The following is a 14,701-nucleotide window of genomic DNA, read 5'->3' as shown; positions in this document are numbered from 1 at the left end:
TATTTCCCGGCGCTTTATAGTGGCCGACCTCCGTTTCATCAAGTAGCCGAGCCCCATGTCCGAGCCACGCAAGATCCTCGTCACCAGCGCCCTGCCCTATGCCAATGGTTCCATCCATCTTGGCCATATGCTTGAGTACATCCAGACCGATATGTGGGTGCGCTTCCAGAAGCATCGCGGCAATCAATGCATCTATGTCTGCGCGGACGACGCCCACGGTTCGGCCATCATGTTGCGCGCCGAAAAGGAAGGGATCACCCCGGAACAACTGATCGCCAATGTGCAGGCTGAACACAGCGCCGACTTTGCCGAGTTCCTGGTGGATTTCGACAACTTCCACTCGACCCATTCCGAAGAAAACCGCGAACTGTCGAGCCAGATCTACCTGCGCCTCAAAGACGCCGGGCACATTGCCACGCGCTCGATCACCCAGTATTTCGACCCGGAAAAGAAAATGTTCCTGGCCGACCGCTTCATCAAGGGCACCTGCCCGAAATGCGGCACTGAAGACCAGTACGGCGACAACTGCGAGAAATGCGGTGCCACCTACGCACCGACTGACCTGAAGAACCCACGCTCGGCCATCTCCGGCGCCATTCCGGTGTTGAAGGACTCCCAGCACTTCTTCTTCAAGCTCCCCGATTTTCAGCAGATGCTGCAAACCTGGACCCGCAGCGGCACCCTGCAGGACGCCGTGGCCAACAAGATTGCCGAATGGCTGGACGCCGGCCTGCAACAGTGGGACATCTCCCGCGATGCGCCGTACTTCGGTTTTGAAATCCCGGGCGAGCCTGGCAAGTACTTCTACGTATGGCTGGACGCGCCAATCGGCTACATGGCCAGCTTCAAGAACCTCTGCGACCGCACGCCGGAGTTGGACTTCGACGCGTTCTGGGCCAAGGACTCCACCGCCGAGCTGTACCACTTCATCGGCAAGGACATCGTCAACTTCCACGCCCTGTTCTGGCCGGCAATGCTCGAAGGTTCGGGCTACCGCAAGCCGACCGGCATTGCCGTACACGGCTACCTGACGGTCAACGGGCAGAAAATGTCCAAGTCCCGTGGCACCTTTATCAAGGCGCGCACCTACCTGGACCACCTGTCGCCGGAATACCTGCGCTATTACTATGCCTCCAAGCTGGGTCGTGGCGTCGACGACCTCGACCTGAATCTGGAAGACTTCGTACAGAAGGTCAACTCGGACCTGGTCGGCAAAGTCGTTAACATCGCCAGCCGTTGCGCCGGGTTTATCCACAAGGGCAACGCCGGTGTACTGGTGGCGGAAAACGCCGCGCCGGAACTGACCGAAGCGTTCCTGGCCGCCGCCCCCAGCATCGCCGATGCCTATGAAGCCCGCGATTTTGCCCGTGCCATGCGCGAGATCATGGGCCTGGCCGACCGTGCCAACGCCTGGATCGCCGACAAGGCGCCGTGGTCGCTGAACAAGCAGGACGGCAAGCAGGCTGAAGTCCAGGCGATCTGTGCCACGGGCATCAACCTGTTCCGCCAGTTGGTGATCTTCCTCAAGCCGGTGCTGCCGTTGCTGGCCGCTGATGCCGAGGCATTCCTCAATGTTGCGCCGTTGACCTGGAACGACCACGCCACACTGCTCAGCAACCATCAATTGAATGAGTTCAAGCCATTGATGACCCGTATCGACCCAGTGAAGGTCCAGGCCATGACAGACGCGTCGAAAGAAGACCTGGTTGCCAGCCAGACCGATACCGGCTCAACTGCACCAGCGGGCAATGGTGAGCTGGAGAAAGATCCGATCTCTGCCGAAATCGATTTCGACGCCTTTGCCGCCGTAGACCTGCGTGTCGCGCTGATCGTCAAGGCCGAAGCCGTGGAGGGCGCCGACAAACTGCTGCGCCTGACACTGGACCTGGGTGGCGAGCAGCGCAATGTATTCTCCGGCATCAAGAGCGCTTATCCGGACCCGTCCAAGCTCGATGGCCGCCTGACCATGATGATCGCCAACCTCAAGCCACGGAAAATGAAGTTCGGCATCTCCGAAGGCATGGTGATGGCGGCCGGTCCTGGCGGTGAGGAAATCTACCTGCTGAGCCCGGACAGCGGCGCCAAGCCGGGTCAGCGCATCAAGTAAACCTGCAAGACAGCCCTGTCGTTTCAGCGACAGGGCTTTTCAGCTAGTACCCCTTTCTTGCTTGCCGGATAATCAGGCCCTGTTTGTTTAACCGGCATGCCCATGACCGATATGTTCCTTCCCCTCATCAGCAGCCTCGTGCTGCAGATACCGCCGGTTGTAGCCTCGGTGCCGACGTGTGGTGCCCGCTCGCATTGGCATGCCTTGGGAAGGGTCACCCGCGTACCGATGGCGACGGCGCTTCCGGGCTTCAACACAATGATCAAAGCATGAACCTGATTCAACGTATCGACGCGCTGCTGCCGCAGACTCAATGCGGCAAGTGCGGGCACCCGGGCTGCAAGCCCTACGCCGAGGGCATCGCTCAAGGCGAGGCAATCAACAAGTGCCCGCCGGGCGGTCAGGAGACCATCGCGGGGCTTGCGCAGTTGCTCTGCGTCCCCGTGTTGGAGTTGGACGCCAGTCGTGGCGAAGCCCCGGCCCAGGTCGCCTATATCCGTGAAGCAGAATGCATCGGTTGCACCAAATGCATTCAGGCTTGCCCGGTGGATGCCATTGTGGGCGCCGCCAAGTTGATGCACACGGTCATTATTGATGAGTGCACCGGTTGCGACCTGTGTGTCGCCCCCTGCCCTGTTGACTGCATTGAAATGCGCCCCCTGGCCAGCGTGCTGCCAATTGTGGGTGGCCTGGCAACCAACGATCACGAGCGCCATGAACGTGGCCTCAAGCGCGACCGTGCACGGCGGCGTTATGAACACCGCAACGCGCGCCTGCAACGGGAAGAGGCCCACAGGCTAGCTGAACGCCTGGCACGGGCCAAGCGCTCGGCGCCGGTGCAAGTGCCACCCGCTGACAACGATCAGGTTGCTCGGGATGCAGCGGTCAAGAAAGCCAAAATCAATGTCGCGATGAGCCGCGCCCAATTACATAAGTCCTTGAAGGCGTTTGGTCATCCACCGACCTTTGAACAACAGTCACAACTGATCATCTTGCAACAACAGTTTGAAGCGGCAGAGCAGGCACTCGCTACGCTTGAAGTGAACAGCCCCCCTGCGCCCTCGACACCTAAAGACCCGGAACTCAAACGTGCCAAGATTCAGTTGGCCATGCGTCGCGCCGAGTTGAAAAAAGCTCAGGAACAGAACACTGACGAACAGCATCTGGCAACCTTGAGGGCTGCGCTGATGGCCGCCGAGCAAACCCTGCATGACGCCGAGGCCCTTTCAGAGCAGCCTCGACCGGATTTGCAACGGTCGGAAAAACGGCCCATCGACAGCCAACTGCGCCAATTGAAAACTGCCGTGGCCTACGCTCGTGCCGATGTCAGCAAATTACAACGCCAACTGGGCGTCAGCGCAGATGAACTGAACGCCGCGCAACGCAAACTGGAAGATGCGCAGCGACAGGTGGACGCCTACCTCGATGACTGATCCACAAAAAGCGTTGGCGCGTGCCTTGCTGGAGCCACCGGCGGGCAGGCGGGCGAGGTGACGGCTGTATAAGCCAGAGGTTGTTACGCGACACTACAGCCACCCTATTGGAGCCTGTCGGGTTTATCCTGCCTGGATTGTTGGACCCTTTTTTCGAAATCACGCTGACCGCCAGCAAGGAACCATTCGCCCCATGAACGCCGCAAAACGTCTGGAAATTTTCCGTAGGCTTCACGAAGACAATCCGGAACCTAAAACTGAACTGGCCTACTCCTCGCCATTCGAGTTGCTGATTGCGGTGATCCTGTCGGCCCAATCCACTGACGTTGGCGTCAACAAGGCCACCGCCAAGTTATATCCCGTGGCGAATACGCCCGCGGCGATTTATGCCCTGGGTGTGGAAGGCTTGTCCGAATACATCAAGACCATCGGCCTGTACAACAGCAAGGCCAAGAACGTTATCGAGACCTGCCGCCTGCTGGTCGAGTTGCACGATGGCGAGGTACCGCAAACCCGTGAAGCCCTTGAGGCGTTGCCCGGTGTGGGCCGCAAGACCGCTAACGTTGTGCTCAACACCGCATTCCGGCAGTTGACCATGGCGGTGGACACGCACATTTTCCGTGTCAGCAACCGAACCGGTATTGCACGCGGCAAGAACGTGGTCGAGGTGGAAAAGCAATTGATGAAGTTCGTACCCAAGCCATATTTGCTCGACGCTCATCACTGGCTGATCCTTCACGGTCGCTACGTTTGCCAGGCACGCAAGCCTCGCTGTGGCAGCTGCCGTATCGAAGATCTGTGTGAATACAAGGACAAGACGTCTGACGATTGAGTGTTCATTGATTTTTTTCATCAGTCGATTGAAAAAATCTTTTTTACCCACTCATGGAATATCGTTATAAGGGGCGCCAACGGCAGTCTTAGCCTGGAGTTAACCGTATGAGCACTGGCAAAGAACAACTGGATGTAGAAGACGACCTCGTTGAGTCGGATGACGATGGGGAAGCCCCTGTTGTAGAGGTGGCCAAGACCAATTTGAGCAAACGCCGCACTATCGACAATCTTCTGGAAGAGCGACGCTTGCAAAAACAGCTGGCCGATTACGACTTCGATCTCTAATCGGGTCGCTGATGACCGGAAGCCTCCTGACGGAGGCTTTTTTCTGCCGGTTACACGGGCGTTCAAGCGGTGGAGCGCCGGCCTTTATACCAGACCGTTGCGTTGAGCCAGCTCGATCAAGTCAACGAGGGAACGGGCATTGAGTTTCAGTAGCAGGCGAGTCTTGTAGGTGCTGACGGTTTTGTTACTGAGGAACATACCGTCGGCGATCTCCTTGTTGGTTTTGCCACGGGCCAGCTGTTGCAGCACCATCATCTCTCGGCCCGACAAGCGTTCGACCATGTCGGCTTCGCTGGCGTTACCCATGGTTGAGCGCACCGAGTTCAGCGCCTGGTTCGGGAAGTAGCTGTAACCGGAGAGGACCGCCTTGATGGCACTCAACAACTCGGTCAGGTCCTGCTGCTTGCATACATAGCCCGCCGCTCCCGCCTGCATGCAGCGCATGGAAAAATGGCCAGGAGCCTGTGAGGTCAGCACCAGCACCTTGAACGACACGGCTTGTTTGGTTGAGGCCAGCCGACAAATAACTTCCAGGCCATCGAGTTTCGGGATTCCGATATCCAGTATGACAATGTCCGGCATATGTTCCCGTGCAAGTTGCAACGCATCGACACCGTTATCAGTCTCGGCAACGACCTCATAACCATGACGCTCCATTAGCATGCGCACAGCAAGACGAATGACGGGATGATCATCCACGATCAGCACTTTATTCATGAGAAAGTCCAATTTCGCTGTTCGAATTATTTAGAGCAAGCACAATAGCCTAGTCGCTTAATAGTTGGCATAGAGCTCCCCCCCGAGCAACAGCAGACAGAGACCCACCCCACAACAAGATAGGAATTAACCTACAAAAACTCGCCAACTTAGATGCATGTGGCTCTATGGGACCTTTCAGACCTTTCCTGGCCTGCAAATATTTTGAGTGAATTATCCTCGGCATAAGCCATGAAAGGTAAACGTACCGCACAGGTCTTTCAGGAAAGATCCCTTGTTTGTCGCTGTTAAGCCTGGGAGACGGTGACGAAATCCCGTTTTCTTTAGTTCCATTTAACATATTTATACGCATCCATAATTCCTACAGAATTTTCAACAATTCACATATCCTTTTCGCTTATATGAGTGAATATTCTGTAGGACATGGTTCCTACTCAGATGTAAAAATTAATTCCTCGTAAAAAACAAAAGACCTGTTCTCGAAACAACACCGGTTAAAACTTTCACAAAAATAACTTAAACATGCGCTAAACATCGGTAAACGTCATACATCCGCTTGATGTTTACGCGCCTTTATTCAGGTAAAAAAAATGGCCCCTGAACAAGGGGCCATTTTTTACAATACGGGCAACACTCAGAACAACGAGCGACCCTTGTTGGCAGCGATACGCATGCGCAGTGCATTGAGCTTGATAAAGCCCGCCGCATCCGCCTGGTTGTAAGCACCGCCGTCCTCTTCAAAGGTGGCGATGTTGGCGTCGAACAACGAATCATCGGACTTGCGGCCGGTGACGATCACGTTGCCCTTGTACAGCTTCAGGCGTACGACACCGTTCACATGGGCCTGGGACGCGTCGATCATCTGTTGCAGCATCAGGCGCTCAGGGCTCCACCAGTAACCGGTGTAGATCAGGCTGGCGTACTTGGGCATCAGCTCGTCTTTAAGGTGAGCGACTTCACGGTCCAGGGTGATGGACTCGATCGCACGGTGGGCGCGCAGCATGATAGTGCCGCCTGGAGTTTCATAGCAGCCACGGGACTTCATGCCCACATAACGGTTCTCGACGATGTCGAGACGGCCGATACCATGTTCGCCGCCGATACGATTCAGGGTCGCCAGTACGGTGGCCGGTGTCATTTCGACGCCGTCCAGCGCGACGATATCGCCATTACGGTAGGTCAGCTCAAGGTATTGCGGCTTGTCGGGTGCGTTCTCCGGGGAGACGGTCCAACGCCACATGTCTTCTTCATGCTCGGTCCAGGTGTCTTCCAGCACGCCGCCTTCATAGGAGATGTGCAGCAGATTGGCATCCATCGAGTACGGGGACTTCTTCTTACCGTGACGCTCGATCGGGATGGCGTGCTTTTCAGCGTAATCCATCAGTTTTTCACGTGACAGCAGGTCCCACTCACGCCAAGGCGCGATCACTTTCACGCCAGGCTTGAGTGCATAGGCACCCAGCTCGAAACGCACCTGGTCATTGCCTTTGCCAGTGGCGCCATGGGAAATGGCATCTGCACCGGTTTCGTTGGCGATTTCGATCAGGCGCTTGGCGATCAGCGGACGCGCGATGGAGGTACCCAGCAGGTACTCACCTTCGTAGACGGTGTTGGCGCGAAACATCGGGAAGACGAAATCGCGGACGAACTCTTCGCGCAGGTCATCAATGTAGATCTCTTTCACGCCCATGGCTTGCGCCTTGGCACGTGCAGGTTCGACCTCTTCGCCCTGACCCAGGTCAGCGGTGAAGGTCACCACTTCACAGTTATAAGTATCCTGCAGCCACTTGAGGATCACCGAAGTGTCCAGGCCGCCGGAATACGCGAGAACGACCTTGTTTACGTCGGCCATGCCATCACTCCACGGGGTTGTACGGAAAGGCGTCGATTCTACCGACCAAAACCATGAAATTACAGAGGCGCGACAGCAAATGAAGATAAAGCGACAGATTATGTCGAGTGGGCGACCGATGGTCGCACGTTATGACGTATGCGCCGGGTTGCTTGGGCCGGTGGCCTGGGGCGCCGGTTTCTCGGGGGCCGCCACCCGTTCAAGCTGGATATTCACGCGACGGTTGCGCGCGCGGTTGGCGGCGTTGGTGTTGGGTGCCAATGGATAGCTCTCTCCATGGAAACGCATCGTGATCTGCGACTCCTGGATGCCGTTGGCCTTGAAGTAATCCATCACCGCCAGGGCGCGGCGGCGTGAGACGTCGCGGTTAGTCAGGCGGTTACCACTATTGTCCGAATGACCATTCAACTCGATATGGTTGACCGTAGGGTCGGCTTTCATGAACGCGAGAATCACCGACAACTTCTTCTTGGCAGCCGCGTCGAGCTCAATGCCGCCACCGGGGAACCCGACTTCCGTCTGTTTGACCTGGTCGTAATTCATCGACAGCAGCTTGGTGGTGCACACCTGATAGTCGTTGTATGCCTTGTTGAATTTCACCGGCAGCAGGCGAATTTCCGAGTAACCGCCCTCTCGCCCGTAATGCCGTACGGTCGGGCTGCGCCCTTCGAGCAACCCGGTGAACAGACGCCCGGCCTGGGCCTGGGAGCTGTTGAACAGTACGTCACCACTGCCTGCACGTACGGCGCCGAGGTTGATATCACCTCGGCCTGGCTGCCAGGGGGCCGCGGCAGCCAATAAGGTCGCCGACCCCGCACCCAGAGAGCCGCTGTAGGCTTTCAGACGAAATGTCGCCTGCTCGCCGGCCCGGCGCACGAATTCCCCTGAACCGAAATCGGTGATCGGCTGGGTCAGGCGGCACTCGAACTGGTCGCCTTCTACCTTCCACTCAATATTCTCCAGACGTGTCTGGAACGTGAGGGCCATCGCAGGCAGGCTGGCGAACACACTGAGCAGGGCTAGATAATGCTGGCGCACGGGAGGCTCCACTGGTTTCTACAACACTTCAAAGCGTCATACATCGATAAGGCATACGAAAGGCTATCGGTTGCATCCTGCAAAACTTGATAGCGAGTGCCTGCAAGTGTCTTTTCCGGTAGCATTCCCACCAGATTGACCCGCCTGGAATTCCCAATGTCCGACCGCCTGACCCTGCTGCGTCCCGACGACTGGCATATTCATCTTCGCGATGGTGCTGCGTTACCCCAAACCGTGGCCGATGTTGCGCGCACGTTCGGCCGCGCCATCATCATGCCTAACCTGGTACCTCCGGTACGTAATGCCGCAGAAGCCGATGCCTATCGCCAGCGTATCCTCGCTGCGAGACCGGCCGGCAGCCGCTTCGAACCGTTGATGGTGCTCTACCTCACCGACCGTACCCAGCCTGACGAAATTCGCCAGGCCAAGGCCAGCGGCTTCGTGCACGCCGCCAAGCTGTACCCGGCGGGCGCGACCACCAACTCCGATTCCGGCGTGACCAGTATCGACAAGATCCTGCCGGCCATCGAAGCCATGGCCGAAGTCGGCATGCCGCTGCTGATCCACGGTGAAGTCACCCGTGGTGATGTGGACGTGTTCGATCGCGAGAAAATCTTCATCGATGAACATATGCGCCGAGTGGTCGAGCTGTTCCCGACCCTGAAAGTGGTGTTCGAACACATCACCACTGCTGACGCCGTGCAGTTCGTCACCGAGGCTTCGGCCAATGTTGGCGCGACCATCACCGCGCACCACCTGCTCTACAACCGCAACCACATGCTGGTGGGGGGTATTCGGCCGCATTTCTATTGCCTGCCGATCCTCAAGCGCAATACACACCAGGTGGCGTTGCTGGATGCCGCCACCAGCGGTAACCCGAAATTCTTCCTCGGTACCGACTCTGCGCCCCACGCCCAGCACGCAAAAGAAGCTGCGTGCGGGTGTGCCGGTTGCTACACCGCTTATGCGGCGATCGAGTTGTACGCCGAAGCGTTTGACCAGCGCAATGCCCTGGACAAGCTCGAAGGCTTCGCCAGCCTCAATGGCCCGCGTTTCTACGGCTTGCCGGCGAATACCGACCGTATCACCCTGGTTCGTGAAGACTGGACCGCCCCTGCCAGCCTGCCGTTTGGCGAGCTGACTGTTATCCCGCTGCGCGCCGGTGAAACACTGCGCTGGCGCCTGCTGGAGGAAAGCAAGTGAGTGAAGACCATTACGACGACGAACACGAGCACAGTGGTGGCGGCTCCCGTCACCCGATGGCCGAGCGGTTTCGCGGCTATCTGCCGGTTGTCATCGACGTAGAAACCGGTGGTTTCAATTGCGCCACCGACGCCTTGCTGGAAATCGCCGCCACCACCATCGGCATGGATGAACAGGGGTTTGTGTTCCCGGAGCACACCCACTTCTTCCGGGTCGAGCCGTTCGAGGGCGCGAATATTGAAGCCGCAGCCCTGGAGTTCACCGGGATCAAGCTCGATCATCCGCTGCGCATGGCCGTGACTGAAGAAGCGGCGCTGACCGATATCTTCCGTGGCGTGCGCAAGGCGCTGAAGGCCAATGGCTGCAAACGCGCGATCCTGGTCGGGCATAACAGCAGCTTTGACCTGGGCTTCCTGAATGCTGCCGTGGCGCGGCTGGACATGAAGCGCAACCCGTTTCACCCGTTCTCCAGTTTCGACACCGCCACCCTTGCCGGCCTGGCCTATGGTCAGACCGTACTGGCCAAAGCCTGCCAGGCAGCGGGTATCGACTTTGACGGGCGTGAGGCCCACTCGGCCCGCTACGACACCGAGAAGACCGCCGAGCTGTTCTGTGGCATCGTCAATCGCTGGAAACAGATGGGCGGCTGGGAAGATTTCAACGACTGAGGTCGTTTCCCGCACATAAAAAAACCGGCCTTCTCAGGCCGGTTTTTTTTCACCGTGAAACTGGCTTACAGCTTGCCAGCATTCTCGGTCAGGTAAGCCGCAACGCCTTCTGGCGAAGCGTTCATGCCTTTGTCGCCTTTTTTCCAGTTGGCAGGGCAAACTTCACCGTGCTCTTCGTGGAATTGCAGAGCGTCGACCAGGCGGATCAGCTCTTCCATGTTACGGCCCAGCGGCAGGTCGTTGATGATCTGCGAGCGCACAACGCCCTTGTCGTCGATCAGGAACGCGCCACGGAAAGCCACGCCGCCTTCGGACTCAACGTCGTAGGCCTTGGCGATGTCGTGCTTCATGTCGGCAGCCATGGTGTATTTGACTTTGCCGATGCCGCCATCATTGATGGCTGTGTTACGCCAGGCGTTGTGGGTGAAATGGGAGTCGATGGAAACGGCAACCACTTCAACGTTACGTGCCTTGAAATCGTCCATGCGGTGGTCCAGAGCGATCAGCTCCGAAGGGCAGACGAAGGTGAAGTCCAGCGGGTAGAAGAACACCAGGCCGTATTTGCCTTTGATGGCTTCAGACAGTTTGAAGCTGTCAACGATTTCGCCATTGCCGAGGACGGCTGGGACGTCGAAATCCGGGGCTTGTTTGCCGACGAGTACGCTCATTGGATATCTCCTGATGCAGGGGTGACGATTGAAGTAAAAGGACCGCCCCAAGTCTGCCGTTTATAAGCGACAGCCCTGTGACGCAGTCACGCTTCGTGAAGACCGACCATCATACACTGAAAAAACCGTTCGTCAGCGCGCCGACAGCTTGGTAAAAAGACCGGTGAATCTACTTTGACAATCATTCTCGTTAACATTAAGATCCACCGCACTTAAGCCTTAAACCCGCGATGGTTCTCCCTTATGTATGTCTGCCTCTGCACTGGCGTTACCGACGGACAAATCCGCGAAGCGATCTATGAAGGTTGCTGCAGCTACAAGGAAGTGCGTGAAACCACCGGCGTTGCCAGCCAGTGCGGTAAATGTGCTTGCCTCGCCAAGCAAGTGGTACGGGAAACCCTGACGCAGCTGCAAACAGCCCAGGCCGCGCTCCCCTATTCAGCAGAATTTACACACGCTTAAATCGGCGTGTTTTGAAGAGCCGGACTTAGTGTCCGGTTTTTTTATGCCTGCAATTCAACTAGTTAGCGTCAAGACGCGGAACACAAACATTCTTATTCCGATTAATTTTCATTTATTATTCAATAACTTAGGTTTGACACTAGGAATTTCGCCGCTCAAACTCCGCCCTATACACAGCTATTACAGGGCAGGACCCCAGTCATGAAAGGCGACATCTCAGTCATCCAGCAACTCAACAAAATCCTTGCCAATGAACTGGTCGCGATCAATCAGTACTTTCTGCATGCGCGCATGTACGACGATTGGGGCCTGGAAAAGCTGGGCAAGCGTGAATACAAAGAATCGATCAAGGCCATGAAGGACGCCGACGCGCTGATCAAGCGCATCCTGTTCCTGGAAGGGCTGCCGAACGTGCAAGACCTGGGCAAGCTGAACATCGGTGAACACACCCAGGAAATGATCAGCAGCGACTTGAAGTTCGAACAGAAAAGCCACAGCGACCTCAAGGCCGCCATTGCCCACTGCGAAACCAAGGGCGACTTCGGCAGCCGTGAACTGCTGGAAGATATCCTGGAAGACCAGGAAGAACATATCGACTGGCTGGAAACCCAATTGGGCCTGATCGACAAAGTCAGCCTGGAAAACTACCTGCAATCGCAGATGGGTGAATAACCCTTAGCGCCCAGGTACAAAAAAGCCCCGCTCTCTTTCGAGAAGCGGGGCTTTTTATTGCAGGCCAATCAAGCTTCAGACTTGGCTGCCGCTTTTGCTGCTGCATCTTTGATCAGCGCTTGCAACGAACCATCAGCCGCCATCTCGGTAATGATGTCACTACCGCCGACCAGCTCACCGGCTACCCACAGTTGCGGGAACGTCGGCCAGTTGGCGTACTTGGGCAGGTTGGCGCGAATTTCCGGGTTCTGCAGGATATCCACGTAGGCGAACTTCTCGCCACACTGCATGACAGCCTGCGACGCTTTTGCGGAGAAACCGCACTGAGGAGCGTTAGGTGCGCCCTTCATGTAAAGCAGAATGGTGTTGTTGGCAATCTGCTCTTTGATCGTTTCGATGATATCCATGGAACACCTCGGCTGGAACTTTGCGACTCACAGGTCGGCACGGTGGCGCATTGTAACGCAAAATCCCAGCGCGGTGCTCGGGCACCTCACGCCGCAGCGACGTGTACCGGCACACCGTTTAGCGCGGCGTTACCCGATAACTCGTCCAACTGCCGCTCGTCGGTCAAGTCATTCGCACTGGCGCCCGGCTGCCCACTGGCAATGCTCATTTGCACACCCGGGCGACCGTGCCCCCAGCCATGGGGCAAGCTCACGACACCGGGCATCATGTCCAGGCTGGCCACCACTTCCACCTCGATCATGCCGGTGCGCGAGCTGACACGCACCCGCTGGCCATCGTTCAGTTGCCGGCTGGCCAAGTCATCAGGATGCATATGCAACTGATGGCGTGGCTTGCCTTTCACCAAGCGGTGATAGTTATGCATCCAGGAATTATTGCTGCGCACATGACGGCGGCCGATCAGCAGCAGTTCGTCCGCCACCGGCAAAGGTTGCGCCGCAAAACGCGCCAGGTCCGCCAGGATCACCGGCGGCGCAGCCTGCACCTTTGCATCGGTGGTTTTCAGGCGCGTGGCAAGGTTGGCCTTGAGCGGCCCCAGATCGACGCCATGGGGATGATCCGCCAACATGGCGACCGATAGCTTGTAGTCGGACGCGTCACCATAGGCGCCGGCGCGCAGCCCGAAGTCGATCATTTGCGCGGGTGACTGGGTTGGTTTCAGCGTTACACCGGTGTGTGCCGCAAACGCCTTGGCCAACCCGACAAAGATCTCCCAGTCATGCAGCGCGCCCTCAGGCTTGGGCAAGATTGCGCGATTGAAGCGGGTGACGTTACGCACCGCGAACATATTGAACGTGGTGTCGTAGTGATCGTTTTCCAGCGCTGATGTCGAGGGCAGGATCAGGTCGGCATAGCGCGTCGTCTCGTTGATGTAGAGATCGACACTGACCATGAACTCCAACCCATCCAGAGCCTGTTCCAGCTGGCGACCATTGGGTGTCGATAACACCGGGTTGCCTGCCACCGTCACCAATGCGCGGATTTGTCCTTCACCCTCGGTGAGCATTTCCTCAGCCAATGCCGACACCGGCAACTCGCCGCCATATTCCGGACGCCCGGAAACCCGGCTTTGCCAACGATTGAAATGCCCACCCCCCGTGGAGGCCACCAGGTCCACTGCCGGGCTGGTGCATAGCGCACCGCCTGTGCGGTCAAGGTTACCGGTCACCAGGTTGATCAATTGCACCAGCCAATGGCAGAGCGTGCCGAACGCCTGGGTCGAAACGCCCATGCGTCCGTAACACACGGCCTTGTCCGCGGCGGCGAAGTCCCGCGCCAACTGACGAATCTGCTCGGCCGGCACCGCGCATTGGGCACTCATAGCCTCTGCGGTGAACCCGGCGATGGCCCTGCGCACATCGTCAATACCTTCAACGGGCAAATGACTGTCGCGAGTCAAATGCTCTGTAAACAAGGTGTTGAGCACCCCGAACAACAGCGCTGCGTCCCCCCCCGGCCTGACGAACAGGTGCTGATCGGCAATGGCCGCCGTTTCACTGCGTCGCGGGTCGACCACCACCACTTTACCGCCCCGGGCCTGGATGGCTTTGAGGCGCTTTTCCACATCGGGCACCGTCATGATGCTGCCGTTCGAAGCCAAAGGGTTACCGCCGAGGATCAACATGAAGTCGGTGTGGTCGATGTCCGGGATTGGGAGCAACAGGCCGTGGCCGTACATGAGGTGGCTGGTGAGGTGATGGGGCAATTGATCCACCGACGTCGCAGAGAAGCGATTGCGTGTCTTCAACTGGCCAAGAAAGTAATTGCTGTGAGTCATCAACCCATAGTTGTGCACGCTCGGATTGCCCTGATACACCGCCACCGCATTGTGCCCATGCCGCGCCTGGATACCCGCCAGACGCTCGGCCACCAACGCAAACGCATCCTCCCACGAGATCGGCTGCCATTCGCTGCCCACCCGCAGCATGGGCTGGCGCAGGCGATCCGGATCATTCTGGATATCCTGCAGCGCCACCGCCTTGGGGCAGATATGCCCACGACTGAAACTGTCTTGAGGGTCGCCTTTGATCGACGTGATCGCCAGGCTACCGTCATCGGCCGCCGTGGTTTCCAGGGTGAGGCCGCAAATCGCTTCGCACAAATGGCAGGCACGGTGATGGAGAGTCTTGGTCATGGCCAGTCTCTTTATTGGGCTTTGGCCCAACTATGGGCCGCGACCGCCCAGGGCGCCAGCAACGTTCGTGTTATGAATCAGAGGGCATAGACCAAGGCATGGCTAAGCATGAGCAAATGTTTCAGAGGCTGCCCATACACCTTCCAAAACCGACGCAGCC

Annotated in this window: 14 protein-coding genes; 8 read left to right on the top strand and 6 right to left on the bottom strand. The window is 57.5% G+C overall.

The genetic code is table 11. The features are described 5' to 3' along the window. The first annotated feature begins 55 nt into the window (after positions 1 to 55). The 4 genes from metG (at position 56) to M5B43_RS09930 (ending at position 4,659) form a co-directional block, all read left to right on the top strand. A complete protein-coding gene (metG, locus tag M5B43_RS09945; protein WP_248749932.1) occupies positions 56 to 2,107 on the top strand; it encodes a methionine--tRNA ligase in 2,052 nt (683 codons plus the stop codon). 269 nt (positions 2,108 to 2,376) lie between these two features. Then, positions 2,377 to 3,540 carry an electron transport complex subunit RsxB gene (gene rsxB / locus M5B43_RS09940; protein WP_248749931.1) on the top strand — a complete coding sequence of 388 codons (1,164 nt, stop codon included), beginning with the start codon at positions 2,377 to 2,379 and terminating at the stop codon, positions 3,538 to 3,540. Positions 3,541 to 3,733: 193 nt separating this feature from the next. Next, positions 3,734 to 4,372, top strand: coding sequence for an endonuclease III (gene nth / locus M5B43_RS09935; RefSeq protein WP_248749930.1), 639 nt, complete (start codon positions 3,734 to 3,736; stop codon positions 4,370 to 4,372). Between the two features lie 107 nt (positions 4,373 to 4,479). Next, a complete protein-coding gene (locus M5B43_RS09930) occupies positions 4,480 to 4,659 on the top strand; it encodes a hypothetical protein (RefSeq protein WP_248749929.1) in 180 nt (59 codons plus the stop codon). Positions 4,660 to 4,743: 84 nt separating this feature from the next. On the opposite strand, the gene M5B43_RS09925 is transcribed toward M5B43_RS09930, so the two are convergent. The 3 genes from M5B43_RS09925 to M5B43_RS09915 all read right to left on the bottom strand — a co-directional run bounded on the left by M5B43_RS09925 (position 4,744) and on the right by M5B43_RS09915 (position 8,266). Further along, positions 4,744 to 5,376, bottom strand: a complete 633-nt coding sequence (locus M5B43_RS09925) for a response regulator transcription factor (RefSeq protein ID WP_003188986.1) — start codon at positions 5,374 to 5,376, stop codon at positions 4,744 to 4,746. A 634-nt stretch (positions 5,377 to 6,010) separates the two neighbouring features. Beyond that, positions 6,011 to 7,228 carry an argininosuccinate synthase gene (locus M5B43_RS09920; protein WP_034102411.1) on the bottom strand — a complete coding sequence of 406 codons (1,218 nt, stop codon included), beginning with the start codon at positions 7,226 to 7,228 and terminating at the stop codon, positions 6,011 to 6,013. A 129-nt stretch (positions 7,229 to 7,357) separates the two neighbouring features. Then, the gene (locus M5B43_RS09915) at positions 7,358 to 8,266 is read right to left on the bottom strand and encodes an OmpA family protein (protein WP_248749928.1); all 909 of its coding nucleotides are present in this window, start codon (positions 8,264 to 8,266) and stop codon (positions 7,358 to 7,360) included. Positions 8,267 to 8,422: 156 nt separating this feature from the next. Between M5B43_RS09915 and pyrC the strand changes: the two genes are divergently transcribed. Beyond that, entirely contained in the window at positions 8,423 to 9,469 is a 1,047-nt protein-coding gene (gene pyrC, locus M5B43_RS09910; protein WP_248749927.1) for a dihydroorotase, read from the top strand. Then, positions 9,466 to 10,137 (top strand): ribonuclease T, encoded by a 672-nt coding sequence (gene rnt / locus M5B43_RS09905; protein ID WP_248749926.1) that lies wholly within the window; start codon positions 9,466 to 9,468, stop codon positions 10,135 to 10,137. The genes pyrC and rnt overlap by 4 nt, the downstream gene beginning before the upstream one ends. A 65-nt stretch (positions 10,138 to 10,202) precedes the next feature. Here rnt and M5B43_RS09900 read toward each other — a convergent pair whose 3' ends face one another. Further along, on the bottom strand, positions 10,203 to 10,805 hold the full coding sequence (locus M5B43_RS09900; RefSeq protein WP_003172097.1) for a peroxiredoxin: 603 nt from the start codon (positions 10,803 to 10,805) through the stop codon (positions 10,203 to 10,205). Positions 10,806 to 11,048: 243 nt separating this feature from the next. On the opposite strand from M5B43_RS09900, the gene M5B43_RS09895 reads away from it, so the two are divergent. Then, positions 11,049 to 11,267, top strand: coding sequence for a bacterioferritin-associated ferredoxin (locus M5B43_RS09895; protein ID WP_010564137.1), 219 nt, complete (start codon positions 11,049 to 11,051; stop codon positions 11,265 to 11,267). 201 nt (positions 11,268 to 11,468) lie between these two features. Then, on the top strand, positions 11,469 to 11,939 hold the full coding sequence (gene bfr, locus M5B43_RS09890; protein WP_017738288.1) for a bacterioferritin: 471 nt from the start codon (positions 11,469 to 11,471) through the stop codon (positions 11,937 to 11,939). Between the two features lie 68 nt (positions 11,940 to 12,007). Here bfr and grxD read toward each other — a convergent pair whose 3' ends face one another. Next, complete coding sequence (gene grxD / locus M5B43_RS09885; protein WP_248749925.1) at positions 12,008 to 12,346, bottom strand: Grx4 family monothiol glutaredoxin; 339 nt, start codon at positions 12,344 to 12,346, stop codon at positions 12,008 to 12,010. Positions 12,347 to 12,432: 86 nt separating this feature from the next. Further along, positions 12,433 to 14,541, bottom strand: coding sequence for a molybdopterin oxidoreductase family protein (locus M5B43_RS09880; RefSeq protein WP_248749924.1), 2,109 nt, complete (start codon positions 14,539 to 14,541; stop codon positions 12,433 to 12,435). Positions 14,542 to 14,701 lie beyond the last annotated feature (160 nt).

This window comes from Pseudomonas sp. MWU15-20650 (genome assembly GCF_023242475.1).
In the GTDB taxonomy this organism is placed as follows: Bacteria; Pseudomonadota; Gammaproteobacteria; order Pseudomonadales; family Pseudomonadaceae; genus Aquipseudomonas.
Note: the sequence above shows the minus strand (reverse complement) of the source record. Positions and strands in the feature narration are given on the sequence as shown.

What these genes read in the sequence shown, in the direction of transcription:
- metG (WP_248749932.1), top strand. Translation starts at nt 56, where the DNA reads ATGTCCGAGCCACGCAAGATCCTCGTCACCAGCGCCCTGCCCTATGCC.
- rsxB (WP_248749931.1), top strand. Translation starts at nt 2,377, where the DNA reads ATGAACCTGATTCAACGTATCGACGCGCTGCTGCCGCAGACTCAATGC.
- nth (WP_248749930.1), top strand. Translation starts at nt 3,734, where the DNA reads ATGAACGCCGCAAAACGTCTGGAAATTTTCCGTAGGCTTCACGAAGAC.
- M5B43_RS09930 (WP_248749929.1), top strand. Translation starts at nt 4,480, where the DNA reads ATGAGCACTGGCAAAGAACAACTGGATGTAGAAGACGACCTCGTTGAG.
- M5B43_RS09925 (WP_003188986.1), bottom strand. Translation starts at nt 5,376, where the DNA reads ATGAATAAAGTGCTGATCGTGGATGATCATCCCGTCATTCGTCTTGCT.
- M5B43_RS09920 (WP_034102411.1), bottom strand. Translation starts at nt 7,228, where the DNA reads ATGGCCGACGTAAACAAGGTCGTTCTCGCGTATTCCGGCGGCCTGGAC.
- pyrC (WP_248749927.1), top strand. Translation starts at nt 8,423, where the DNA reads ATGTCCGACCGCCTGACCCTGCTGCGTCCCGACGACTGGCATATTCAT.
- M5B43_RS09900 (WP_003172097.1), bottom strand. Translation starts at nt 10,805, where the DNA reads ATGAGCGTACTCGTCGGCAAACAAGCCCCGGATTTCGACGTCCCAGCC.
- M5B43_RS09895 (WP_010564137.1), top strand. Translation starts at nt 11,049, where the DNA reads ATGTATGTCTGCCTCTGCACTGGCGTTACCGACGGACAAATCCGCGAA.
- bfr (WP_017738288.1), top strand. Translation starts at nt 11,469, where the DNA reads ATGAAAGGCGACATCTCAGTCATCCAGCAACTCAACAAAATCCTTGCC.
- grxD (WP_248749925.1), bottom strand. Translation starts at nt 12,346, where the DNA reads ATGGATATCATCGAAACGATCAAAGAGCAGATTGCCAACAACACCATT.
- M5B43_RS09880 (WP_248749924.1), bottom strand. Translation starts at nt 14,541, where the DNA reads ATGACCAAGACTCTCCATCACCGTGCCTGCCATTTGTGCGAAGCGATT.